Source organism: Cyanobacteriota bacterium (assembly GCA_025054735.1).
In the GTDB taxonomy this organism is placed as follows: Bacteria; Cyanobacteriota; Cyanobacteriia; order SKYG9; family SKYG9; genus SKYG9.
Genome location: JANWZG010000006.1, coordinates 1 through 22,924, shown reverse-complemented (window position 1 = coordinate 22,924; position 22,924 = coordinate 1). Strand labels below are relative to the sequence as shown.

Below are 22,924 nucleotides of genomic sequence, written 5' to 3'. Positions count from 1 at the left end.
GGTCAGCCGCTGCTCCCTATTTAGAATCTGGTAAGGTCACTAATGCAGCTATTTGGGGCGAACTCATGCGCATTTTTGGCGGACGGTTCTTTGGCTTTGCCGCTTGGTTTAACTAAGGATTTCACTACATCTCAGCTTAATTTACATCTCAGTTAGTAACGATTTCTTACAAGACAGAAGTTAACGGTAAACGGATGGGATGAAGTTGACAAAATGATAAAAAACCCTTGCTCACTAAAAGGCAGGTTTTTATGCCCCGGAATCCATTGTTTCTTCCGGTTTATGAGCACACTCACGCAGCTCCATTACGAGATCAAATCCAGATGGCGCTGGCGCTCGCTGATGCCACTACCCTAAAATCGCTTTTAGTCAACTGCGTACCTGCTATCACCCAAGCCCATCTGGTGGATACAATCGCTGCTCGCATTGGCGTACCTATCCCTAATGGGCAAGCCATTGATGCTGTGCTGCACTTCGACATTATCCATTGCATTCCAGCCGAGCTAACGGATCCTGCCACTGATCGCTATCACTATGATACGCGCGATCGTCCTCGTATCCGTAGCGCAGAAAACCAATTGCGATGGCAGTCAGACTTAAAGCCATTGGTAGATGGCGTTCCTGTGTCTTGGGCGCGACAAGTGTTACTTACTGCAGGGTTTACTGAAGCTCAGAGCGATGCTATCTTGCAACTGCCCAATGATGCATGGCACAAGTCATGGTGGTATGCGCTGGATCAGCACCAAACCTTCAGCGATCGCTTCCTGCGGCTCATCCGCACCCGCCACTACCCCAACGGTAGCCTTCTAATTCAGTACAAAGACTATTTCCAACATGAACAACCCCCTTGTTTTCGCAGCCAAATGCACCAGGCGATTGTCACGGTTAAGCCAGACCATACTTCCTTTGCCAACATGCTGCACCAGATTAACAGCTATCGTCAGGCATTGGCTATTGATCGCGTTATCCTAATTTGTGACACAATCTCTGACCTAGAGATGCAGGGCCTGGTAAATCAGGGAATTAGCCTCTATGCTATGGCTGATGTTGTCATGCCTATGCAAGCTGACTGTCAACGCTGTGCCAACACTGATTGTGTAATGAATGGCCGGGAACAGTCACCTGTTGTTGTTTGCCGAAACTATCATCCCTGGGAACATCACCTGTAATGCGCGTGAGACTAGACAATCAAATCTTGTTTATTCATCATAACGACGTTCCCAGCTACAAAAAGGGGGGATCCGTCGTGCGTAATAGTTACTTTTGGGCGCTGAAATCGATCGCTGCGATTGCTCAGCGTCACCGCGATTGGGAATATGAAGAAGAAGTTTGGTTAGCTCTACAACGAATGCTACTATCCTTTGCCGAGTCAGGTTACTTAGGATTGCGGGAGACTCAGCTAGAGTTTCCTCCCGATTACAGAGAAATCCCGCTTGTGCTGCGGCCAGTCGCTACATGGCAATAATTTTTGGAAATCAGTACCTTGCTCCATGTAACGGATTCTGCAAATGGGTACTATAGGAGTGTGACTACAATCCGAGAACATGCTAGGAGGCTTACGCAGCAAGCCCTTCGTAGAAAATCATGGTTTTTCACCACAGCACGGAAGATATGTCATCACAGCTAAACGTCAGTACTAACATAGTGAGCAGACTAACGGTGAAACATGCTTGATCATATTGAGTACAAGGGATACACCATCAAGATTGAGTGCATCAATCGCTACTTTTGGCAGGCGGAAGTCATCAACTCCCAAATTCGCTTAGTGGGTGGTGTATGCGCCAGAACTCGGCAAGATACTATTGTTAAAGCCCAGAACCTAATTGACTCTTGGATTGAACATGAAACTCGGCAGAATAAGGGGCAGCCATAGGTTTTTACTGGTTAGTCAACGTGACCCACACTACCTAATTTCTGAGGATTTCATCACTCTCAGCAGTTAATCCTTTCCACAAGCAGCGGATGATGGCTCAGCTACGATCCACAGTCGTTCGTTTAGGGCTGTTCAACTCATCACTAATCTCAACTAGGGAAGGTGTCAGTTCACCCGCTAGCTCTGAGGCCTTCTGCCGCGATTCTATCTGCTGCATCCATAGGTCTATAGCATCTCGCTGGTTAATCAGATAAATGCTTACCAGTGTCAACCCCACACCAATCCACTGAATAACCGTTAGATGTTCGCCTAGCAGAAGATTGCCAAATAGCAAGGCAAACACTGGAGTCAGAAAAGTCAGTGAGCTAAGGCTAGTCAGACTGCCGCTGGAGGCATAGTAGAAAAAGAGTCCATAGGCGATCGCACTCCCAAAGATAGTTGAGTAGGCCATTGCTCCCCATTCCGCTAGCCCCAGACCACTCCACTGGTTGACCTCCCAAAGACCAGATCCTAGAAACAGTGGAATGCCCCCCAGAACCATATGCCACCCTGTTGCAGTCACCGGGTCAGCGTAACGAGACACCATCCGGGAAACGATCGTACCCGCTGCCATGGACAATGAGGCTAGTAGCATTAGCCATTGACCATTTTGAAAGAGAGCAACTAACAGATCTTGTGGCAAATTCTCGCTAGCAGTCAGTTGAGTTGTATCAATCGTCCACTGCCCTGCGGTTATGGCTGTCATTAGCCAAGACCCCGCAGCCACTAGCCACTCGTGGGGCAACCCTAGCAGACTGATGCCAACCACGCCAATTGCTAAGCCCAGCCAGCCCCATAGGCCAATTTGCTCTCCAAAAAACCAAAGTGCCATCAGAGCAACTGCGATCGGTTGAGAGTCAATCATCACTGACCCCAAGCCTGCTCCTGTACGCTGTAACCCTTCACCTAAAAACCCTTGAAACAGAGTGCCATCCACAGCAGCAAATAACAGAATCCATCCCCAAGCTTTCCAGCCCTTAGGTTGAGGACGATTCATCACAACCCCTGCACCTAGAACCAACAATCCTGCAGGCAGCAAACGAATCCCAGCCATAAACAATGGTGTCGTTTGTGAAATCACCCCCTTCATGGCAACCATAGCCGTGCCCCATAAAAAGAAGGGAGCAATTAACAGCAGGGAAGTAACTGACCAAGCAGACCCAAGGGACTTCTGTTGCATACCAAACGTTGCTCTTTAGGTAATGTTGCTCCAGTTGCTTGCTATATCCAACTATCCAGGTGTTTGACAGTTATCAAAACCTAGCTATTGAGAACATTGCTGCTTAACCGTGATAAGTTTCAACGTTACCCCATTGTAACGGAATCGTAATGATTTATTGCTCTACATCAATTTTTGTCATGTTTTGGTGATAGCAATTGAGTCGGGTGTGGCGTTGATACTAACGACGGATGGATGAGCTTGTTGTCAGAACAATTCAGCGTCTGTGTTACGGTTTAGAAGCATGACATTGAATGTGAGGAGATAATTTATGCGTGCTCTGTGGTCATCGTTACTGGGTAGCAGTATTGTCTTGACTGGTGGTGTTGCTCTGGCTGATATGCCTGCCTACTACGTGGGTGCTGGTGTGCGCACAGGCTTTAATGACCCTACATCAGCCGTTATCAATGCTAAGGTGCAGATTACTCGCTTTGATGGGGTGGGTTTGTCTGTGCGTCCTGCGGTGTTTTTGGGGAATGTGACTGAAGTGCGGGTTCCTCTCACTGCTGAAACTAAATTAACGGATGGTATTTATCCGTTTCTAGGAGCAGGTGTGGCTGTCAATACCGATGGGCTGAATAAAACGGATCCTATGATTACTGGTGGTCTTGATCTCGGCCTCAGCAAAAATGTTGTGGTGAAAACTGAGCTGAATCTAATCTTTCAAACCGGGATCAACGACACAGATTTGGAGTTCGTTTCTACCCTCAACTATTCATTCTAACCATCACGCTCGGCTAGCTCCATCCATCGATCAGTTGCAGCATCGATCGCTGTGGTTAATTCTGCCAAGCGCTCACTCAGGCGCTGTAACTCACCAAAACCACTGGGAGGGTTGGTGTATAGCAGAGTCTCTAGTTCAATCTTTTCGGCCTCCAGTTGAGAAATTTGCGTTTCTAGGCTTTCATACTCCCGCTTCTCTTTGAAGGACAGCTTGCGCGGTTTAGTAGAGGTCACTGCCTCAGCTATTGTTGGTGCTGCTGTCGTAGTGATAGCAGGACTGGTCTGCTTGACTGGTTGCTGATTTCTTGGTGTTTCGTTGGTTGGTTCGTCAGCCCGCTTGTAGTCTAAATACAAGGAATAATTGCCGGGATATTGGCGCAACATGCCATTGGCTTCGATGGCAAAGATTGTATCTACAGTCCGGTCAAGGAAGTAGCGATCGTGGGAGACCACAATCACACAGCCATTAAAATCCTCTAAATACTCTTCCAACACGGCCAAGGTCTGTACATCCAGATCATTAGTTGGTTCGTCAAGGAGCAACACATTGGGGGCTGACATTAACACCTGTAAGAGAAACAATCGCCGCTTTTCTCCCCCAGAGAGCTTGTGAATGGGAGCATATTGTTGATTGGGGCTAAATAAAAATCGTTCTAGCATTTGAGAGGCTGTAATCACCTCACCATCTGCGGTTTTCACCAGCTCTGCTACACCTTTGAGATAGTCAATTACTCGCTGGTCAGCATGGGAGGTGAGGTCATCGGAATGTTGGTCAAAGTAGCCAATGTGAACCGTTGTGCCAACCTCCACAGTGCCTGTATCAGGCTCTATGCGCCCAGCAATGATGTTCATCAAGGTTGATTTACCAGACCCATTGCCGCCAATAATGCCAATACGGTCTTCGGGGTTGAACTGGTAACTAAAGTTACGGATGAGGACACGATCGCCATGTCCCTTAGAGATATTAGCCAGTTCAATCACCTTCTTGCCAATGCGCCGCCCTGCCGTAGAGATTTCTACTCTACCTTGAGCCTGCTTAAACGATTGTGCTTGCATGTTGCGGATGCGATCGATCCTTGCCTTTTGCTTGGTGCTACGTGCCTTGGGGCCGCGTTTTAGCCACTCTAGTTCTCGGCGCAGTCTGCCTGCATGTTTTTTCTGGCTACTGACAGCTACCTCCTCAGCCTCAGCCTTTTTTGCAAGATAGTAAGCATAGTTGCCGTTATAAGTGAATAAGTCGCCTCGATCAATTTCTATGATGCGTGTCGTCACTTGATCTAAAAAGTAGCGATCGTGGGTGATTAACAACAATGCACCTCGAAACTGCTTCAAATAGCCCTGTAACCATTCCACCGACTCTGCATCCAAGTGGTTAGTTGGCTCATCCATTAACAGGGCATCTGGCTCTGCCAGTAGGGCACTGGCTAAGGCAATCCGTTTGCGATACCCCCCCGACAGGCTACCAACCCGTGCTGTAAAATCATGAATTCCTAACTTACTCAGCACAACCTTGGCATTAGCTTCCAAGGTCCAAGCACCACTGCTCTCTATCCGCTGTGCCACACTAGATAACTGTGCCATCAGCCGATGTGTATCGCCCTCTGCCGTTGCCAACTGAGCCGATAGCAGCTCATAGTCTTGAACAAGAGCCATCTGTTCGCCACTGTTAGCAAACACTTGCTCTAGCACGGTGTAATCTTCGTTGAGTGTTGGCTGTTGAGGCAGGTACACAATAGTTGCGCTTGCACTCACCCATCGCTCTCCTGCATCGATCGGCTCTAGCCCTGCGATCATTTTCAGAAAGGTGGACTTCCCAGAGCCATTGGTGCCAATTAGCCCCACCTTGTCGCCGTCATCTAAGCTAAAACTGGCATCACGCAGGATTTCTTTGATGCCAAAATCTTTCTTAATGGATCGCAGTGTAACGATAGCCATACGTAAAAGTTTAGGTTGTGCACAAAAGCCAATCTAGTTGACAGCGTACACAATGTTCGTTACCTTAGAAAAGGTGTGAGTAACACGTCAGTCCTTAAGCCCCCATCGTCTAGAGGCCTAGGACACCTCCCTTTCACGGAGGCGACGGGGATTCGAATTCCCCTGGGGGTATTAAATTCAGCTACAGTTTCAGCTAATTGCAGGTTGGCTGAAGGGTAATGGTTGAGATTAGGGGTAGTGACTAATTGCTGCAGGATGGCACTGGACTCGAAAAAGGTGAAGTGTAGTGCTGGAGCCACAGCAGCCCCCTGAGAGCCGTGACTGCTTCCTTGACGCTAACCCTGCTCTAATGGCCAGAGCGGTACTATTGTCAGCAGGCATTGTCCCCACCAAGACGGTAGCCATGTACAAAATTACTGTTGAGTAAAACCTGCAACAAACGATTTAACGAGTACATCGACACCCCATCCACGTTGCCAGGGTTAACGGTGTAGCGGAATCATGCAGCGAAGCCGAGTTTGTGATGTGGATGGTGTGGTTTCTTGCTGATTAGGCACAGATAAGAGTTCTAGCCGTCCGCCCATTTTTTCTAGCAGCAGTTGATCCATAATCAGGGTCAACCCTGGTGAAAGTTGAGGTGTTGCTAGATTTACTTGGTGCAAGGGCTGCCGGAGCCAATTGAGAGGTTCTTGCCATAGATCTGCTGGCCGATCGTCCTCGATGTCGATGCAGGCATACTCACCTTTGATATGGGAGGTAACCTGCACAGTGCCATCATGCATCAACCGTAATGGCGTATCTACTAAGCTCAACAACACCTGTCGAAAACAGGGCAAATCTGCTGATACATAAATATCTGGGTTAGGGCTATCTACCTGTAAGGTTAAGTTGCGATTTTGAGCCTGCAATCGACACAATTCATCAACCTCTGCTATTACCTGCGCCAATTGAACAGGGCGAATTTGCAACATCATCTTGTAGTCAACGTCTACCCTGGCAGCATAAATTAGCCGATCCATCAGCTTGACGAACTTCATGGCAGCTTCGTTGGCTTGGGCGATAAATTCCCGTTCTTCGGCAGGGTCGTCGCACAAATCGGCCAAAATCATTTGGTGAATGCCGATGATGCTATTCAGGGGCGATCGTAGCTCATGGGCTGTGCGGGCTAAATATCCAGCTCGAAATTGGCTGGCTTCTACAGCTATGCGATAGGCCAGTTGAGTCTGGGCAAGCTGCGATCGCAGTTGCTCTATGGCTTGTTCGGCTTCGTGGCTGGTCATACCAGCAATAGTCGGCTCTAATAGCGAATCATCGGGTTCTGAGAAGGTAGTTCTGGGGGACACATCCTTGGATGATTGTCTGTAGGCTGGATACCATTGTTGTGACCAAAGGATGCCTACCACTAGTCCTGCTAAGAACCATACTGCTGCGGAGACATGAAAAATATGACTGATTTGCATAGCTAAGGGTCTGACCAAATGTCAGGAGATATTTAAAATCATTACATTAACGCCCACTTAACCTCAAAAAAGTTGCAAAATAGTAAAGTGAGATACAGAAATAAAATTCATTCTTCTAACTCACTGAATCGATTCTGCTTAGCAGCTTTTTGTGTCGGTTATGCAGACTAAACTCAGACGCTCACTAAGCTCAGACTTTGTAGTAGATGCAAGCGTGATTTACATACACAGATTATAGGAGATTACCATGACGAGATTGTTTGACCGGGGTGTTAGGTGTGGCAACGTTTGCGATTTGACAGCATCCGACAGCAATATAGACACTTACGACTGTCATCGAGACTATCAGTTTTATTATCCTCGACATATCCCTGTAGCCATTCCAATCGCAGGCTTTAACCCCCACAAGCTATCCATTAACCTACATGGAGCAGCCGCTCATCACACAGTTAACAACCAAATTGTAGACTTCACTATGGATTCATCAACCAATAGCGCTATGACTAACAATTCATCATCTGCTCGTGCTAACCGTAAGCAACTCCTCCAACAGGTAGCTGAAACTCATCGTGAAAATATTCGTAAGCGCTTAGAGCATCGACTTGCTGTTGCCCGCGAACGGGGTGACCAGACCCTTATACAACTGTTAGAGGCTGAATATCAGCAGTTCGCTTAAGGTCAACCTGAACAATCCTCGATATATTCGAGGGGTCGTTCTACTGTCGGAAACATTCCTAAACTCCTGTCAGCTAAACTCCTAGATCGCTGTCCTAATAACTGGGGATGCCTGCTCTCAGAGGTGTCTCCAGTTTTTTGCTGGGCTAAGTTATGAAGGGTTTTAGCCAGAATTTCAGGTCTTCCTAGGAGTTGCAGTGGTAATGAAGTCCTAATGAACCAAGTTGTTGTTGCGGTCTGGATGATGGTTGAAAAATCAATATAGCCTGTGTAAGAATCGCTGGTGGCAGGGAGAGAGAATCTGACAACAGATGATGGGCATCTAGTCATCGATGATTATGTCTCCTGGGAGCAAACTTTAGGGATTCTTGGAGAAAACGTTGCCTGTCATGAAGCAAGTTACTTCCTATACACATCAGCGATCGCAGGCCAACCACTGCACGGTTCGTTGGGTTTTGTGGGGACTGTTGGGGTCGATCGTCCTCCATAGTGGCCTGATCTTGACGCTTCGCTGGCCGATGTTTTCCATGATTCCAGAACCAGAGGAACTAGCGATCGTCATTGTCGATCCTCCACCTGAGGTAGATGACACCCTCTCTAAGGCAGAGATAACCCTATCTGAGAGTAGCACCCCTAGCCCCGATGTGCCGCCAATTACGCTGGTAGAGGCTCCAGCTAGCGTATCCGGCAGGGCTACTCCCCTGCCCAGCGATCGTCCAATATCTGCTACCGCCCCGATGCAAACCCTAACCACCTCACCCACAACCAAACCATTCACAAGCCGGCACTCTCAGCCTGTAGCTAGCCCGACACCATCGGTTCCGTCATCGGATACCTCGGTATCCCCTAGTCCCAGATGGGAAGCTGCTGACGATCTCCATGCGTCTGCTGCTACGTCAGCTCACACAACGGCCTCTGCTCCTAGGGGCTTGACAGGCATCTCAGATCATGGCGCAGCTAGGCGGAGCGGGCATTCAGGTACGGGTCAAACTACGGGTCAGACTATGGGTCAGACTATAGGGCAGACTATAGGGTCAACGGCCAGCAGCGGTGCTAGCAGTACTGTGACTGGCAACTTATCCGGAAGTTCCACAAGTACAGACACCAATCCTCAACCTGTTGTCGCCAATACTAGCTCACCTCTAGCAACCACTAGTCACCGTCAGCGCCCGGTTTGTATTTCCTGTCCACAGCCGCCAGCGGTTCGGCAGGGCAATCGCACTGTGGAGGGTAGTACGGCAATTACCTTTGACATTTCTCCTGATGGCCGCCCTATCAACATCCGTCTACGAACATCTAGTGGGAATGCCGAACTTGACCGAGTCACCCTAGAAACGGTGCAGCAGTGGCGGTTTGCCCCTTCTGAGCAGGGGTACACTGGAGCGCGGCGGCGAGTGAACTTTGTGGAAAAAGATTCCCAGTTTCACCGTGAGGTGCAAGAACGACAACAGCGCAATGTTCAGCAGCGATCAACAACACCTCCACAACCTTTGCCACCTCCTCCACCCAGTCCATCCTCACGGATAGAGACTCCCTCACCACCTGTGCGCCCATCAGTTCCCTCAACATCAGAGTCCACAACGGCTCCTGTACCCGCAGAGCCACCAGCGTCGATCGTTCCTTCAGCGGATGCCTCAGCGCCTCTGCCCGTTGCAGCACCAGACCCATTCCCTTCAATCCCAGCTACTATCCCTGAACCAGCTAATACGCCTGAACCCTCACCTATGCCTCGACCTGATCTCCCCTAGCCTTTTCTAGCAAGGTGGATTGAAGTCAACCTCTTGAAAAGGGATTTGAGGGAGATCTGTTTACAGCACAGTATGAGCACTTCACGGTTATCTCGCTTGCGTCCAAGGTTGGGGTAATGCCTTGAGCCAGTTGTCTAAAGTAAACAGTCTTCTGCAATCGCTCCTGTGCCATCTATAGCAATTGCTTCTAGTACACTGCCTGTTTCACCAATCCAACCCTGCAAATGCCTGATTTGGCAGTGTTTCAGCAGTAACTAAAATGACAAGTACGTGATCGGCAGAAGACAGTTACTCGTCCTTAGCATAGCAAGCGTCGGTGACTGGCTGCCAAGCACCATAGCGATCGCCGTAGTATGCCAGAATCTGGTCTACACGGGCACGATCGTGGCTGCTAGCCTCACTAGTGAACTGGATTAACAACCCCCCTACTTGACTTTGGAGATAGTCAAACTCATGGCACTGCTGAGGGAGCAACTCAACCTCAATGGCCTTTACCTGACGAAGATGGGCTGCTACTTCCCGGTACACTGCCAAGGGTAACCGTGGACAATAGATAGCCTGCTTCATCGGGAGCTTTCAGTATTCAGCGAACTAGAGGGCAACGTACAGCAGTTAACTTGATCAAGGCAAACCTTGCCCCATTGCAAGGCCCAGCGTACTAGGGCTACTCGATTATCAGTTGCTGTCTTGGTCAAAATATTACTGATGTGGTTGTCAACAGTACGCTTGCTGATAGCTAGCTTTTCTGAGATCTCCTGGTTGGTCAATCCGGCAGCTACAAGCTCGACTACCTCTAGCTCTCGATCAGAGAGAATGGGCTGAGTTGGGGATGGGCTATTGGACATAGTCATACGATCGCAGTGTTGTAGAAGTAGTAATAGTGATAAAGCTGTGTATATCTACCTATATGTTACTTCTATACTAAAGGCTAACTGGTCTCTATACCTGCAAACTTTCCACTTTTTGTAAGGCATGGGTGCATCAATAGGTGCATCACAGGTGCCCAACAGTGTGAAAGACCTATGAACCCCAATAAAGTTGGACTCCATCTGGGAAAAGTTTGGCTGGGAAAAGTTTGGGTAACTTGCGGTATGGTCTGGGTGATATGCAAGCCTCAACAGGTTCTACTAGACAGTATCCAGAGACTCTTAACATCAAAACTAAAGTGATAACTTTTTCTGGAAATACTGGCATCGGAGGTGATTAGGGAATCAAGAACCTTCTTCGAGAATACTAGTGCTGTAAACCATGAACATCATAAAACAAACTCCTACAGTTCTGACCTTAAGAGGTCGTCGGAACACTTCAGGCTTTACGTTTATGATGCTGCTTAATGTGCCTTTTTTGCTAAGCGGCTTGACAGCTATTCTAATCCTTGGTGAAGTGGCAATCTTGACCTGCACGCGATTAGAACCCTCGCAGGTGGCCTGCAAGCTCACCAACGGTAGATTGTTAGGCAAGCAAGTTACCCAAATTCCAGCGGGAAAGTTGCAAAGAGCTGATGTCTCTGTTGCTAAAGATGATGATGATGGGGATACATACCGTGTTGTTTTGGTTACAGAGACGGGCACTATTCCACTGACTTGGGCCTATAGTTCTGGTCAGCGCGGCAAACGTCAGAAGGCAGAGCAAATTAATGCCTTCTTGGCTAATCCTGAGCAGACGACATTGACGGTTCGCCAGGACGATCGCTGGTTTGCATACCTAGTAGGGGGTATATTTACGTTGATTGGAGCGGGAGCCACGTGGGGAACTGTTACCGCCAAATCCCTAACGACGTTAGTATTTGACAAACTATCGGGTCATTTGTCCATGACGCTGAAAAGCTGGGTTGCGTCAGAAACCAAACAAATTCCCCTACGAGACATTAGAGCAGCGGAAGTTGTTGAGGGTACAGACAGCGATGGAGACAAAACCTACAGCACACAGCTAACTCTGCGCTCAGGAAATCCAATTCGGTTGCCAGTCGTTGGAGGCTCGGAGGATCACTACAAAATTGCTGATGCTATCAACACATTTCTAGGTCTGAATCCAAAGAGTAGATAGCTGATTGGAATGCACCGGAGATTGTTAGGGATACCTAGCCTGATTCCCGCTAGGTTTAGTACCCTAAAGATGGTTTTATCTCTGTCAGTTGCATTTGTGCCAAGGATTTGCGATCGCCTATGTTTAAAGCGTCTAAGCCTGCTACCTACTCGGTTACCTGGGTTGAGCATATGGCAGAAATTCCCCAAGCTGCTTGGGATGCCTTGGCAGTGCCCCTCAAGACTCCGTTTCTAGAGTGGGATTGGTTGCACATCATGGAAACCTCAGGTAGCACGACGGCAAACGCAGGCTGGTTACCGTTGCATCTCACGGTGTGGCGCGGTACTGAGCTGGTAGCTGCAGCTCCCTTTTATCTGAAAGGTCACAGCTACGGTGAGTTTGTATTTGACCACCAATGGGCAGATTTGGCTGAGCGATTGGGGATTCGCTATTACCCGAAGCTGTTGGGAATGTCACCCTTTACCCCAGCAGAAGGCTACCGATTTTTGATAGCACCGGGGGAAGATGAGGATGAATTGACGGCCTTGATGGTGCATGAAATCGATAGCTTTTGCGATCGCAACCAAATCTCTAGTTGTCACTTCTTATATGTGGATCCAGAATGGCGACTACGACTAGAGAACCTGGGGTTCACGATGTGGCTACACCACAGCTACATCTGGAAAAATCAAGGCTTTCAAACCTTTGATGATTACTTGAACCAGTTCAATGCTAACCAGCGACGCAACATCAAGCGAGAACGTAAAGCTGTGGAAAAGGCAGGCTTGCGACTGCGCGTTGTTCAGGGCGATGACATTCCTAAGTCCTTTTTTCCCCTTATGTACGAGTACTATGCCAACACTTGTGACCAATTTGGCTGGTGGGGCAGCAAGTATTTAACCAAGGCATTTTTTGAGCAACTGCATGGGGCGTTTCGCCATCGGGTTGTGTTTGCAGCAGGCTACAGTGACCAAGACGATCGTCAACCTGTGGGCATGTCCTTTTGCCTCACCAAGGGGGATCGGTTGTATGGGCGCTATTGGGGTAGCTCGCAATATATTGAGTGTTTGCACTTTGATGCTTGCTATTACACACCCATCGAGTGGGCGATCGCCAAGGGCATTCAAACCTTTGATCCTGGAGCAGGTGGACGGCACAAGAAACGGCGTGGTTTTCCTGCGACCCCTAACTACAGCCTGCATCGGTTCTACAATCCCCGCCTTACACAAATTCTCCGCCCCTACATCCAAGAGGTGAATAGCCTAGAGCAGCAAGAGATGGAGGCTATTAATGCTGAGTTGCCCTTTAAGCAAGCGGCACCCACAATCGACTAAGCTGTTGACAGAAGTTTGTAACGGCTGTACTGGTTGAGTATGGGTCTGCCGACATGGGTTACTATATCACGACTGCTGGCGGTGCCATGGCTGCTGATACTATTGCCTCAAGCGACTACCTCTTCACAATGGTGGAGCTTGGGCATTTTTCTAGTGGCTGCGGGTACTGACTGGTTGGATGGTTATCTGGCACGACGCTTAAATCAAGTGACGGAACTGGGTAAATTTTTAGACCCACTAGTGGATAAGTTATTGGTCATGGCTCCATTGTTGGTATTGCTAGAAATGCAGCAAGTTCCAGCGTGGGCAGTGTTTTTGATTCTAGGGCGCGAGTTGGCGATCGCGGGTTGGCGTGTCACACCTACATCCTCCCCGTCCCCGATTCAAGGAGCTAACCTCTGGGGAAAAACCAAAACTGTGATGCAGATTGTCGCCATTGCCCTACTTATCGCTCCCCTATCTCCTGCATGGGATTTGACAACTGCCATCAGTTTCTGGTTAGCCGTAGCATTGACATTGGTGTCAGGGATCACCTACCTGCTGCCAACATCAGCAGCACCAACTACTTCTGCTAACAAGGTGTAGTATGCCGAATACCTGAAACAAGTTAGGCGTGACAGCATCGCTATCACGCCGGAGGTAGAAGCCGTAGTGATGTTCACGATCGCCTACTTCAAGCTGTAGGAAATATCCACACCACCCTCAACATCAGTCACCTTGAGCACAGCCACGCCAGACTTGCCATCAGTTGATGATAACTTACATTCATAGGTATCGCCGACCTGTTTAAAGATGTAAAAATCTTGACCACAATCAGCCGTTACATCTAGGTCATTGCGCTGCTTAATGCCATCCTTCAATAGGTTTTCTGCTTTCTTCAAGATCAGCAAATTTTTCGTCTGCACATTGAAGGCCCCTTGGTCGTCACTTAGGGTCACAGTTACAGGGAACGAACCTGCTGCAATTTCAGTATCACAATCGAACGTCTTGCCTGCTTCCAGTTTTTCCACGTTAGGGCAAGAGAAAGACTTCACCTCTGCGCCAATTTCTTTGGCTACTAGATCTGATGCGGCAGACTCTAGCTTTTTAGTCAAGTCAGACTTAGGGCCTTCGGGTTGCTTTGATTCAGGACTCTTGGCTTCAGTGGGTGATGCTTCTGGGCTGGCTGTTGCTGTTGGGCTGCTAGGGCTGTTAGAGGTAGTTAGCTCTCCACTGCTACAACCAGTCAGTACAGCAGTTAGTGATGCAACTAGCACGATACTGATTCCAACCTTACTTGTCAGCCACCTCAGAGACTGAGCCATCATCTGCCAAGACATGATTCGCCAAGAATAGTATTGATTCACACGTGTCTCCTTAATAAGTCTAATAAGTCTCGTAATCAGTTATTGGAAAAATAAACATGCCTTATGGTTTGGCATCTTCACCACTATACTCAGACAATGGCTAGATGCCTAGTCTGCTAGGGTTGCCTATAATAACAGCAGTCCTCTGCCTACAATTGTCATCCATGCATTCTCCATCAGTATCATCCACCTTTCAACTGTCACCACTGATTCGCTTGACATTGGCGAGTCTCTACATAGCCTTAACCTTGCCACTACCGTTTCTAGCAGCTTTCACCCACAGTCTAGTGCCACCAGTGTGGCTATGGGTAGGTATAGGGATTGGGCTGATTGCCCTAGTAGCAGTGCTTAGTGAGCGGGTAATTGTGGATGAGACTGGGATTCAGGTCAGTTATGCTAGGTGGGTGCCGCGATCGTTGCGCCGGGGTTGGCAGCTATCGTGGGATCAAATTCAGGCGTTGAAACCTCGAACTACGGGACAGGGTGGCTTGGTTTACTATTTTGTCAGCCGATCAGGAGAGGCGTATTTGCTACCTATGCGTGTTGCTGGGTTTGCCCGCCTAGTGGAGTATGTGCAGCAACGCACGGGTATTGACACGACCGATGTGCGTCCCCTAGCCCAGCCTTGGATGTATATGATTTTATTGAGCTGCACGATCGTGCTGTTACTGGTGGATGGCTGGACGATTTGGACAGCACAAACGCTAAGTCAGGGATAGGTGTGACTGTTCCCCAATGGCGACTAGAGCAGGTCTGTGTAGCCAGCGCTACTGTCGGCTACCCACTGCTGCATCAGGTGACCTTTGAGGTGCAATCTGGCGATCGGCTAGCGATCGTGGGTGCATCTGGTGCGGGCAAAACGTCACTTTTACGCCTGTTCAATCGCCTTCATGACCCTACTAGTGGCAAACTCTACTTCCATGGTCAAGATTTGCAACAGTTGCCTGTGATTGCGCTGCGGCGACGGGTGATGGCCGTCTTACAAGAACCCCGGCTATTGGGCATGACTGTGCGTGAGGCGATCGCCTATCCCCTGACTTTGCAAGCAATCCCTCAGTCAGAGATGCACCAGCGGATTGATTATTGGCTAGAGCAGATGCAAGTGCCGACCGATTGGCTCGATCGCACAGAACGTCAGCTTTCTGTTGGTCAACGCCAGTGGGTAGCAATCGTCCGTGCCTTGGTTACTCAACCAGAGGTATTGCTGCTAGATGAACCTACCTCTGCCCTAGATGCCGGACGCGCCCAACATTTGATCACAGTGTTGCAAAACCTGTCAGCAGAGCGATCGCTGACCATACTCATGGTCAACCATCAACTGCAATTGGTACAACAATTTAGCTCCCACGTGCTACATCTCCACCAAGGCCGGGTTAAGCATCACGTTGCTGCTAGCGAAATGGATTGGTCAGCCCTGCGCGCTACCCTAGAACAGTTAAATCTTGAAGCCAACCAAGAATGGCAGTAGCTACGTCCCTACCGCTATGCTGCTAGGCTAGCCATAAAACTAGGTAAATCCAAGGGATTCTGGGTTTCCTGCTTATAGGCCACTGTCCATAGTGCCAAATCTGTTTGCCAGACGCGAATTGTGGCAAAACCAGCAGCGCTCAACTTATTCAGTAGTGTTTTGCCCGTAAAGCCTGTGCGGTGGGCCATGAACTGGTTACCTTCCTGAATGAAGCGCCGATGCCCAAACAAAATATCGATCGCCGCAATTGGCCCCGATGGTGACATGTAGAGCGTATCTTCTAAATTACCTTGGGCAACATAGGCAGCTACCTGCTGAATATCTGGCATCGTCGCCAACAAAAATCCACTAGGTTTGAGTACCCGATAAAACTCCCCTAGCGCGATCGGCACCTCATGGGCATAAAGATGTTCAATATTGTGAGACGACCAAATGGCATCGATCGACCCGTCTGCCACAGGCTCTAGATTTGTAATACTTGCAACTATATCTGGCTCGACATCTGGGTTCAAATCTAACCGAATCTCTCGCCAATCTTGGGATTGAAATAGCGGGTGTAACGCTTCTGGATAATATCGCCCACAACCTACATGCAGCACTAGCTTTTGGCAGGACTCTTGCTCTGTACAGTCCATAGACTTGCCCTTAACTCCGAGTAACCTAGTCTGATCATCCTACTGTAGGATTCCCCAGACTCAAGAAATTCATGCTAAAATTCCATTCACGCTTGGTATTTTCTCTAAGGTAAGGACGCATAGCTCAGTTGGTTAGAGCACCACGTTGACATCGTGGGGGTCGGTGGTTCGAGTCCACTTGTGTCCATCGAGGTTCAGAGGTCTGTGGGCGGGCTAGAGCGATTAACTGGCTTTTCTGGGATGCCTGTCACCAACTAGTCGGGTACCAAATGGTTAGAGTGCTGCCAACGACGCTGGATATTACGGTTCAATGCCTCGTCAACTACTCTAGGATCTTTAATCGTCCTAAAGTTCAGTCGAGCAATCATCTCGGAAACCCCAGAACTTGCTACTACCTCCTGGTGGTGGGGAATTACTGGAAAATTGACACGATCGCCTGCCGCCTCTATGGTATAGGTTAGGGTTCTAAAGTTATTGGTCTAAGGGGGGCACCATCAGCGCGGTGCCTTCTGTTTTTGGTTTAATCAGTAGGTAAAAACTCCGTCGGTTATGGTTGGTTATGTACAGGGCAAACCCATAGCATTATCCCTGGATGAGTTTCTGGCACTGCCAGAGACCGAACCTGCTAGCGAGTATATCGATGGGGAGGTTATCCAGAAAGAGATGCCAAAGGGAAAACATAGCCTATTGCAGATAGAGCTAGGGGCACAGATTAATGCAGTGTCAAAACCTAATCGCATTGCCCTAGCCCTGCCTGAATTGCGTTGCACCTTTGACAATTGCTTGATCGTGCCTGATATTGCTGTGTTTACCTGGAACCGGATCCCCTTCACCGATTCAGGAGAAATCCCAGACGATTTCCTACTGGCACCGGATTGGATGATTGAAATCCTGTCGTCAGAGCAGTCCCCCATCAAGCCTATCAACAAAATCCTCCATGCCCTGAAGCATGGGATGCGGTTGGGGTGGTTGCTCGCACCAGACGATCGCAGTGTGCTGACCTTTTTGCCCGACCAAGCACCTAACGTGGTTGAGGGTGATAGCCTATTGCCAGTGTTGCCAGAAATCCCGTTAGAACTCACAGCCGACGCTGTTTTTGACTGGTTAGTCATCAATTGAACTTCTCCCGACGCTGCCTTGTGCTTCGGGTTCGGTAATACTGCGCCAAAGAGTTTTCAGTCCAGGTTCATGCCTGGTTTCTCCAACACTATACACATTTATCCCCTGGTGATGGGTCTGGCAGATAAACCCTAAGCCACTGGTGTGCTTTCAGGTGCTGAAGTTTGAATCTACTGCTACGCACTTGTGCATATAGATAGCGTTAACATCGCGGGGGTCAGTGGTTCGAGTCCACTTGTGTCCATTGAGAGTTAGAAGTCTGGGTATGAGGTTACTAGTTACTGCCTAGGGATTAGGGTGTTGTTCTGTTATTCTAGTTAATCGCCCAAAAAAACGCCTCCAAGGTAAGGTGAATAGCACGCTGTAACAAGAAATCCTACAGCAGCTAACATTGTCCTTAGAGGCGCAAATTCAGGTGAGAGGAATGCAAGCAGTCTTAGCCGTGCTTTAAGCAAGTCTCAAAACCAGCGAAGCCTACTCGCGCAAGTCTATTTGTAGAATGCAGTGCATCTGGCCTGTGCCCTAGTTCACTAGAACGAGAAGGTTGTCCGTACTAAGCCGACAAACTGTGTATTGTTGGCATTATTGTGTTCAGGATTGAAAATTACAAACACACCAGGCGTAATGGAAATGTTGTCCGATAGCCGATAGCGATAAAAGGTCTCTACATGGAGGGATGTATCACGGTCTGTGCGGGAACCTACATCGTTACCAGTCACCTTAGGTGGCATCCCAACGCTAATGCCGCCCATGTTGCCCTTACCTCCCAAGTCTGGAAATGCCAGGGTTACCATCCAGTTCCAGACAGATGCATTGGCACCTTGGTTAGGACCACCGCTGGCCGTAGCGCTAGTGTAGCCTACCCATCCAGATAGAATAAAGTTGGGAGAAATTTGGAAAGATGCAACACCGCCGTAGGTATCTGTCCGAGTGGGAACGGCACCAAAGGGCTGTTGAGCAAAGGCACTACCGACACCACCCGTTAGGTTTACGGCTGTGCTAGGGAAATAGCCGTGGGCATAGTGGAGACCAAAACGAATTCCTGCAGCAGGGGTAACAGTGAGCTGGGCGATCGCGCCATAGTTACCGTTAAAAATGCCATTACCAGCCGCGGGGTTCGAGGCAGTAGTAGATCGGTAGGCAGCAGCTAGCTCAATCTCATTACTAAACTTGTGGGAAATTCCTATACCTGAACCACTCACGCTCCGATAGATAGGGCTAAACCGAGCAAACCGCGAAATTGCTGACTGTCCATCACTTTCCAGAGGGTTGAGTGACGGTGTAATGTTTTCAGTCCCGAACCCATTCAGCAATGCCCATACCCTAGTGTTGGGGCCAATAGAAAAGCGATATAGCAAATCATCTATCTGAAAGTTGTTTGCCGGAGTTGTTGTGCCATCAAACGACAGTCGGGTCATGTCTGTGCCGGTAACATCCCGGCTAAATGGGGTAACGTTCAGCGCCTGCAAGCGAACTCGCAACAAGTCATTGCCTGTAAAACTAGTATTGAAGTTCAAGCGAGCGCGATAGGCAAAGATAGTTTGTGTTGGGTCACTGGTGCCACCTGCCCGATTACCAAATGTATCCGCTAGGGTGAAGATAACTTCTCCAGCAAGCTTTGTAGTGGTAGAAAACTGCTGGGCTTCTATCTGAGCGGCCCGAGCATCCAAGGAATCGATACGGGCACGCAGGGTTGCTAACTCCCCAGCAAACTCATTTTGTAGCCTCTCTAATGCTTCTAGGTCTTCTCGCGAAGCCAAATTAGCGGTACCGCTGGCGATCAGCTCATTGATTTTATCCATACAGGCATTCAAGCCAGCCGCAAACTCATAGCGGCTCAAGGGGCGGTTACCGCGATAGGTGCCATCGGGATAGCCTACAATGCAGCCGTAGCGCTCCACTAACGACTGCAATGCCTGAAATGCCCAATCGGTTGGTTGCACATCTGCTAGCTGAGCCACGGAAGTGGTTTGATTAGCGGTATTGACAACAATCACTGGAACATTACCGCTGACATAACCATTGCGGTACACCTCGATTTGGTTCAGGGTAGAAGATTCGGCAGAAGCGGCAGTTATTCCCTGTGGAAGGATAACTTCATTAGCATTCGCCTCTGATGGAGTTAGCCATGTAGCACCCAGAGCAGCACCGAGAACTAGAGGTGCTGTAACTAGGCAACACTGCACCAGCTTGTTTTCAACCATGATGATCCTCACACAACGACAATAGCGAATAAGCAGACAGAAGGCTCCCGGAGAGTCCATGCGATTGCGCTAGCCCCAACGGCAACGAGCCAACCTCAAATGAGCATGTCAGAAGAGTCACATAGCCTACCTATCAAGAAAATTTCTCAATAGAGACCATGCGATAGACCACAGGAGATTGCAAAAGCACACCCTAGATATGCCTTTGGAAGCAGATAATTTAATTGATGAAAAAACCTATTGCAGAGAAGATTTGACTGCTTCTGGGATATTTAGCAGTGAACCCGATGCTCAAGTCACAAGGACAGCTCGTTTCCAGACCCATACCCCCTTGAACCGATAACAACCATTACAGTGCATCGGCCTGCTGCATTGACTTACAGCACTGCAGAATCGCTTACCTGAATAGCAAAAAGTTCACATCACTCCTGTGGTTTATTACAACTTCCTTAGAATAAGATTAATAGCAGATGAGAGAAGATTACGTCAAGCTTATTAGTAATAGTTTTCAATAATTACTCTGAGAAACTCTATGAATGATTAGCTCTATCCCAGTTCCGTGCCAGTAACTTCAGCGGTTGTTGCCTAGGCGTGGGTAGAGCTTAAGGCATGGTTGGTGACAATGCTAGAGAGTTGGACAGTCTCACAGATTTAAACTAGTGTAGCGTTGGGTTCCTTCTTCCGATACTCTAGGATGGGGATGGAAAGCACCTAGCTCCATGGCTGCCTGAAAACGCTGGAGTTGTGAAACTCCTTGAGTTGGTGACATTGATTCATGGTTATGTATTCCTCTGCACAACCATCTGTGAGTCCGTCTGGCGAGATTCTCATTAGTGTAGCGTTAATTACCCGCAACCGTCCTGATACCCTTGAACGGTGTTTGCAGAGTGTGCGATCGCAGTCCTATCAGCCCTTTGAGATTGTGGTTTCTGATGACTCTGACGCGGACTATGCTGCCCAGACGCGGGCGATCGCCCAGCGGTATGACTGCCGCTACCTAACTGGGCCACAGCGGGGAATGCAGGCTAACCGCAACCATGCCCACCGTGCCTGCCGTGGTACCCATATCCGTACGATGGATGACGATCATGAGTTTCCCCCCGATCACAATCGGATCCTAGAGGCAGCAGTGCGATCGGATCCTACTAGCATCTGGGTATTTGGCGAATATTTGGAATGGCCTACCCCCACGTCAATTTTGTTTCCACCAGGGGAGATGCAACCTCGTGGTTATCGGCGATTTCCCCTAGATCCTGACGACTGTTTTGCCATCAGCGATGGTTGTACTGTGTATCCACGATCAGTGGTAACCCAACATCCGTTTATCGAAAAGCTGAAATATGCAGGTGAAGCTGAATTTGGAGCGCGGCTTAAGGCTCTGGGCTATCGCATTCGCTATTGTCCTGACACTTACATCATTCACCATTGCCTGAATTCGGGGGGTTCTCCTACTACGGATAAGGCCCTCTTGCTGCGCAGTCTATTTTTTGGCTCCTACATGACCTATGGCTGCTATCTGCGCAATCCTTGGAAGGAGTTTGAATGTCTAGGCTATTTCTTAGGAATGGCGCTACGACGGACGATGGGCTGGAGCGATCGTGCCAATGACCATCACTATAGCCAGCTCCTCAACCGTCCCTTTACCCTCCAGGATTTTTGGCAAACTTGGCAATTGGCTAGGCATTACCGATCGCTATTTGAGCAGGGTCGCTACAGCGAGATGGTTTGAGCAATTCACCAATCGCCACTAGTGATAGAACCATTACTGCACCCGTTGGAGAGCAACTAGGCGAGGGTCGATAACTTTAATGCCCTGGGTAGGAAATTTAATGGCTAGGGTCTTGCCGTTCTCGAAAATATGGGTAATTTGTCCCGTCCCAAATTTTTGATGGGTAACGATCTCGCCCACCGTCCAAGTTTGCAGAGGTTGGGCAGAGGCCGAGGATGCAGCCGCACGTCTAGGGTCACGGCCAGCGTAAGACTTCTCTGCTGGTTGAGTTCGTCTGGTACTGGTTGCATGGCTAGCTGTGTAGGAGCCTTGCCGTTCCTGTGGTCTGCGATCGGAGCCAGTTGATCGTTTCTGTGCCGCTAACCCAGTTAACAACAACTCTGCTGGCAGTTCTGCTAGGAACATAGAGGGGGTACAGGGCATCCGGTTACCATAAAGGCGACGCTCACGGGCATGGGTGATGAACAGGCGCTCTTGAGCACGGGTGATGCCCACGTAGCAGAGGCGGCGTTCTTCTTCCAAGGCAGCCCGATCGTCTAGGGATCGAAAGCTAGGGAAAAGTCCATCCTCCAATCCCACCAGGAACACAACAGGAAACTCTAAGCCCTTAGAGGAGTGTAATGTCATGAGCGAGACTCGCTTACCCTGCTCCTCTAAATCATCTAGATCTGAGGCCAGGGAAGCATTAGCTAGAAAACTGGTCAGGTCAGAGTCTTCGTTTTCTTCTTCAAATTCCAGTACAGCATTGTATAGCTCTTGCACGTTTTGCACTCGCTCATCCGCTTCATCGGTGCCCTGTGTCCGTAGGTCTTGGATGTAGCCTGTATCCTCTAGTACACCCTGTAAAATGTCCGAGGCTTTGCGACTATCTAGCTCCTGTTGCCATTTTTGGATGATTTGGGCAAAGTCTAGCACTCCCTTCGCTGCTCGTCCTGCTAGGGTTTTCACGGAGGTTTCATCCTGCACAATTTCCCACAGGGGTACTCCCAATTCCTGAGCTGCTCTGGTCAGAGCCTCTAGGCTGGTTTTGCCAATACCCCGCCGAGGAACGTTAATGATTCGCAGCAAGCTGACGCTATCGGCAGGGTTGACAATTACCCGTAGATAGGCCAGCACGTCCTTGATTTCTTTGCGATCGTAGAATCGCAACCCCCCGACCACCTTGTAGGGAATTTGGTACCGCACCAAGCATTCCTCAAAGGCACGGGACTGGGCGTTAGTGCGGTACAGAATGGCGAAGTTGCCATACTCCAAATCGGGATGTTGGCGAATCAAAGTGCGGATTTGAGTAGTGACAAATTCGGCTTCATCGCTCTCGTCATCGCAACGGCGCAGGACGATCGGCTCCCCAGCCCCCCTTGTGGGCCGCAGCACTTTATCGATCCGCTCGGT

The 22,924-nt window shown here is 49.1% G+C and carries 22 protein-coding genes and 2 tRNA genes; 15 read left to right on the top strand and 9 right to left on the bottom strand.

Annotated features, from left to right (window positions below; translation table 11 throughout):
* Positions 1-251 precede the first annotated feature (251 nt).
* From NZ772_00810 to NZ772_00800, 3 genes are all read left to right on the top strand, one after another.
* Positions 252-1,169 (top strand): hypothetical protein, encoded by a 918-nt coding sequence (locus NZ772_00810; protein ID MCS6812107.1) that lies wholly within the window; start codon positions 252-254, stop codon positions 1,167-1,169.
* Positions 1,169-1,465, top strand: coding sequence for a hypothetical protein (locus tag NZ772_00805; GenBank protein MCS6812106.1), 297 nt, complete (start codon positions 1,169-1,171; stop codon positions 1,463-1,465). The genes NZ772_00810 and NZ772_00805 overlap by 1 nt, the downstream gene beginning before the upstream one ends.
* A 201-nt stretch (positions 1,466-1,666) precedes the next feature.
* Complete coding sequence (locus tag NZ772_00800) at positions 1,667-1,873, top strand: hypothetical protein (protein MCS6812105.1); 207 nt, start codon at positions 1,667-1,669, stop codon at positions 1,871-1,873.
* Between the two features lie 97 nt (positions 1,874-1,970).
* On the opposite strand, the gene NZ772_00795 is transcribed toward NZ772_00800, so the two are convergent.
* Positions 1,971-3,092, bottom strand: a complete 1,122-nt coding sequence (locus NZ772_00795; protein ID MCS6812104.1) for a DMT family transporter — start codon at positions 3,090-3,092, stop codon at positions 1,971-1,973.
* 310 nt (positions 3,093-3,402) lie between these two features.
* On the opposite strand from NZ772_00795, the gene NZ772_00790 reads away from it, so the two are divergent.
* Entirely contained in the window at positions 3,403-3,855 is a 453-nt protein-coding gene (locus NZ772_00790) for a hypothetical protein (GenBank protein ID MCS6812103.1), read from the top strand.
* Here the strand turns inward: NZ772_00790 and NZ772_00785 are convergent.
* Positions 3,852-5,789 (bottom strand): ABC-F family ATP-binding cassette domain-containing protein, encoded by a 1,938-nt coding sequence (locus NZ772_00785; protein ID MCS6812102.1) that lies wholly within the window; start codon positions 5,787-5,789, stop codon positions 3,852-3,854. The two genes, NZ772_00790 and NZ772_00785, sit on opposite strands and share 4 nt — an antisense overlap.
* Positions 5,790-5,887: 98 nt before the next feature.
* On the opposite strand from NZ772_00785, the gene NZ772_00780 reads away from it, so the two are divergent.
* Positions 5,888-5,960, top strand: a tRNA-Glu gene (locus tag NZ772_00780).
* 311 nt (positions 5,961-6,271) lie between these two features.
* Here NZ772_00780 and NZ772_00775 read toward each other — a convergent pair.
* On the bottom strand, positions 6,272-7,249 hold the full coding sequence (locus NZ772_00775; protein ID MCS6812101.1) for a HAMP domain-containing histidine kinase: 978 nt from the start codon (positions 7,247-7,249) through the stop codon (positions 6,272-6,274).
* A gap of 247 nt (positions 7,250-7,496) precedes the next feature.
* Between NZ772_00775 and NZ772_00770 the strand changes: the two genes are divergently transcribed.
* Complete coding sequence (locus tag NZ772_00770) at positions 7,497-7,925, top strand: hypothetical protein (GenBank protein MCS6812100.1); 429 nt, start codon at positions 7,497-7,499, stop codon at positions 7,923-7,925.
* 388 nt (positions 7,926-8,313) lie between these two features.
* Complete coding sequence (locus tag NZ772_00765; GenBank protein ID MCS6812099.1) at positions 8,314-9,672, top strand: TonB family protein; 1,359 nt, start codon at positions 8,314-8,316, stop codon at positions 9,670-9,672.
* A 288-nt stretch (positions 9,673-9,960) separates the two neighbouring features.
* Here the strand turns inward: NZ772_00765 and NZ772_00760 are convergent, their stop codons facing one another.
* Both NZ772_00760 and NZ772_00755 read right to left on the bottom strand, forming a co-directional pair.
* Positions 9,961-10,239 (bottom strand): hypothetical protein, encoded by a 279-nt coding sequence (locus tag NZ772_00760; GenBank protein ID MCS6812098.1) that lies wholly within the window; start codon positions 10,237-10,239, stop codon positions 9,961-9,963.
* Complete coding sequence (locus tag NZ772_00755; protein MCS6812097.1) at positions 10,236-10,517, bottom strand: LuxR C-terminal-related transcriptional regulator; 282 nt, start codon at positions 10,515-10,517, stop codon at positions 10,236-10,238. The genes NZ772_00760 and NZ772_00755 overlap by 4 nt, the downstream gene beginning before the upstream one ends.
* Positions 10,518-10,992: 475 nt before the next feature.
* On the opposite strand from NZ772_00755, the gene NZ772_00750 reads away from it, so the two are divergent.
* The 3 genes from NZ772_00750 (at position 10,993) to pgsA (ending at position 13,616) form a co-directional block, all read left to right on the top strand.
* Complete coding sequence (locus NZ772_00750; GenBank protein ID MCS6812096.1) at positions 10,993-11,718, top strand: hypothetical protein; 726 nt, start codon at positions 10,993-10,995, stop codon at positions 11,716-11,718.
* A 119-nt stretch (positions 11,719-11,837) separates the two neighbouring features.
* Positions 11,838-13,031: a GNAT family N-acetyltransferase gene (locus NZ772_00745; protein MCS6812095.1), complete on the top strand. Its 1,194-nt coding sequence runs from the start codon at positions 11,838-11,840 to the stop codon at positions 13,029-13,031.
* 39 nt (positions 13,032-13,070) lie between these two features.
* Positions 13,071-13,616, top strand: a complete 546-nt coding sequence (gene pgsA / locus NZ772_00740; protein ID MCS6812094.1) for a CDP-diacylglycerol--glycerol-3-phosphate 3-phosphatidyltransferase — start codon at positions 13,071-13,073, stop codon at positions 13,614-13,616.
* Between the two features lie 83 nt (positions 13,617-13,699).
* Here the strand turns inward: pgsA and NZ772_00735 are convergent, their stop codons facing one another.
* A complete protein-coding gene (locus NZ772_00735; protein MCS6812093.1) occupies positions 13,700-14,287 on the bottom strand; it encodes a DUF4333 domain-containing protein in 588 nt (195 codons plus the stop codon).
* Positions 14,288-14,541: 254 nt separating this feature from the next.
* Between NZ772_00735 and NZ772_00730 the strand changes: the two genes are divergently transcribed.
* Together NZ772_00730 and NZ772_00725 are read left to right on the top strand one after the other, a co-directional pair.
* Positions 14,542-15,096 (top strand): hypothetical protein, encoded by a 555-nt coding sequence (locus tag NZ772_00730; protein MCS6812092.1) that lies wholly within the window; start codon positions 14,542-14,544, stop codon positions 15,094-15,096.
* Between the two features lie 2 nt (positions 15,097-15,098).
* Entirely contained in the window at positions 15,099-15,845 is a 747-nt protein-coding gene (locus NZ772_00725; protein ID MCS6812091.1) for an ATP-binding cassette domain-containing protein, read from the top strand.
* A 14-nt stretch (positions 15,846-15,859) separates the two neighbouring features.
* Here NZ772_00725 and NZ772_00720 read toward each other — a convergent pair whose 3' ends face one another.
* Complete coding sequence (locus NZ772_00720; protein MCS6812090.1) at positions 15,860-16,480, bottom strand: methyltransferase domain-containing protein; 621 nt, start codon at positions 16,478-16,480, stop codon at positions 15,860-15,862.
* Positions 16,481-16,593: 113 nt separating this feature from the next.
* Here NZ772_00720 and NZ772_00715 point away from each other — a divergent pair.
* Together NZ772_00715 and NZ772_00710 are read left to right on the top strand one after the other, a co-directional pair.
* A tRNA-Val gene (locus tag NZ772_00715) sits at positions 16,594-16,667 on the top strand.
* A 362-nt stretch (positions 16,668-17,029) separates the two neighbouring features.
* Positions 17,030-17,599 carry a Uma2 family endonuclease gene (locus NZ772_00710; protein ID MCS6812089.1) on the top strand — a complete coding sequence of 190 codons (570 nt, stop codon included), beginning with the start codon at positions 17,030-17,032 and terminating at the stop codon, positions 17,597-17,599.
* 530 nt (positions 17,600-18,129) lie between these two features.
* Here the strand turns inward: NZ772_00710 and NZ772_00705 are convergent.
* Positions 18,130-19,803: an iron uptake porin gene (locus NZ772_00705; GenBank protein ID MCS6812088.1), complete on the bottom strand. Its 1,674-nt coding sequence runs from the start codon at positions 19,801-19,803 to the stop codon at positions 18,130-18,132.
* A gap of 781 nt (positions 19,804-20,584) precedes the next feature.
* On the opposite strand from NZ772_00705, the gene NZ772_00700 reads away from it, so the two are divergent.
* Positions 20,585-21,532 (top strand): glycosyltransferase, encoded by a 948-nt coding sequence (locus NZ772_00700; protein ID MCS6812087.1) that lies wholly within the window; start codon positions 20,585-20,587, stop codon positions 21,530-21,532.
* Positions 21,533-21,565: 33 nt separating this feature from the next.
* Here NZ772_00700 and NZ772_00695 read toward each other — a convergent pair.
* On the bottom strand, positions 21,566-22,924 hold a 1,359-nt coding region (locus tag NZ772_00695), incomplete at its 5' end, for an ATP-binding domain-containing protein (GenBank protein ID MCS6812086.1).

What these genes read in the sequence shown, in the direction of transcription:
- NZ772_00810 (MCS6812107.1), top strand. Translation starts at nt 252, where the DNA reads ATGCCCCGGAATCCATTGTTTCTTCCGGTTTATGAGCACACTCACGCA.
- NZ772_00805 (MCS6812106.1), top strand. Translation starts at nt 1,169, where the DNA reads ATGCGCGTGAGACTAGACAATCAAATCTTGTTTATTCATCATAACGAC.
- NZ772_00800 (MCS6812105.1), top strand. Translation starts at nt 1,667, where the DNA reads ATGCTTGATCATATTGAGTACAAGGGATACACCATCAAGATTGAGTGC.
- NZ772_00795 (MCS6812104.1), bottom strand. Translation starts at nt 3,092, where the DNA reads ATGCAACAGAAGTCCCTTGGGTCTGCTTGGTCAGTTACTTCCCTGCTG.
- NZ772_00790 (MCS6812103.1), top strand. Translation starts at nt 3,403, where the DNA reads ATGCGTGCTCTGTGGTCATCGTTACTGGGTAGCAGTATTGTCTTGACT.
- NZ772_00785 (MCS6812102.1), bottom strand. Translation starts at nt 5,789, where the DNA reads ATGGCTATCGTTACACTGCGATCCATTAAGAAAGATTTTGGCATCAAA.
- NZ772_00775 (MCS6812101.1), bottom strand. Translation starts at nt 7,249, where the DNA reads ATGCAAATCAGTCATATTTTTCATGTCTCCGCAGCAGTATGGTTCTTA.
- NZ772_00770 (MCS6812100.1), top strand. Translation starts at nt 7,497, where the DNA reads ATGACGAGATTGTTTGACCGGGGTGTTAGGTGTGGCAACGTTTGCGAT.
- NZ772_00765 (MCS6812099.1), top strand. Translation starts at nt 8,314, where the DNA reads ATGAAGCAAGTTACTTCCTATACACATCAGCGATCGCAGGCCAACCAC.
- NZ772_00760 (MCS6812098.1), bottom strand. Translation starts at nt 10,239, where the DNA reads ATGAAGCAGGCTATCTATTGTCCACGGTTACCCTTGGCAGTGTACCGG.
- NZ772_00755 (MCS6812097.1), bottom strand. Translation starts at nt 10,517, where the DNA reads ATGTCCAATAGCCCATCCCCAACTCAGCCCATTCTCTCTGATCGAGAG.
- NZ772_00750 (MCS6812096.1), top strand. Translation starts at nt 10,993, where the DNA reads ATGATGCTGCTTAATGTGCCTTTTTTGCTAAGCGGCTTGACAGCTATT.
- NZ772_00745 (MCS6812095.1), top strand. Translation starts at nt 11,838, where the DNA reads ATGTTTAAAGCGTCTAAGCCTGCTACCTACTCGGTTACCTGGGTTGAG.
- pgsA (MCS6812094.1), top strand. Translation starts at nt 13,071, where the DNA reads ATGGGTCTGCCGACATGGGTTACTATATCACGACTGCTGGCGGTGCCA.
- NZ772_00730 (MCS6812092.1), top strand. Translation starts at nt 14,542, where the DNA reads ATGCATTCTCCATCAGTATCATCCACCTTTCAACTGTCACCACTGATT.
- NZ772_00720 (MCS6812090.1), bottom strand. Translation starts at nt 16,480, where the DNA reads ATGGACTGTACAGAGCAAGAGTCCTGCCAAAAGCTAGTGCTGCATGTA.
- NZ772_00710 (MCS6812089.1), top strand. Translation starts at nt 17,030, where the DNA reads ATGGTTGGTTATGTACAGGGCAAACCCATAGCATTATCCCTGGATGAG.
- NZ772_00705 (MCS6812088.1), bottom strand. Translation starts at nt 19,803, where the DNA reads ATGGTTGAAAACAAGCTGGTGCAGTGTTGCCTAGTTACAGCACCTCTA.
- NZ772_00700 (MCS6812087.1), top strand. Translation starts at nt 20,585, where the DNA reads ATGTATTCCTCTGCACAACCATCTGTGAGTCCGTCTGGCGAGATTCTC.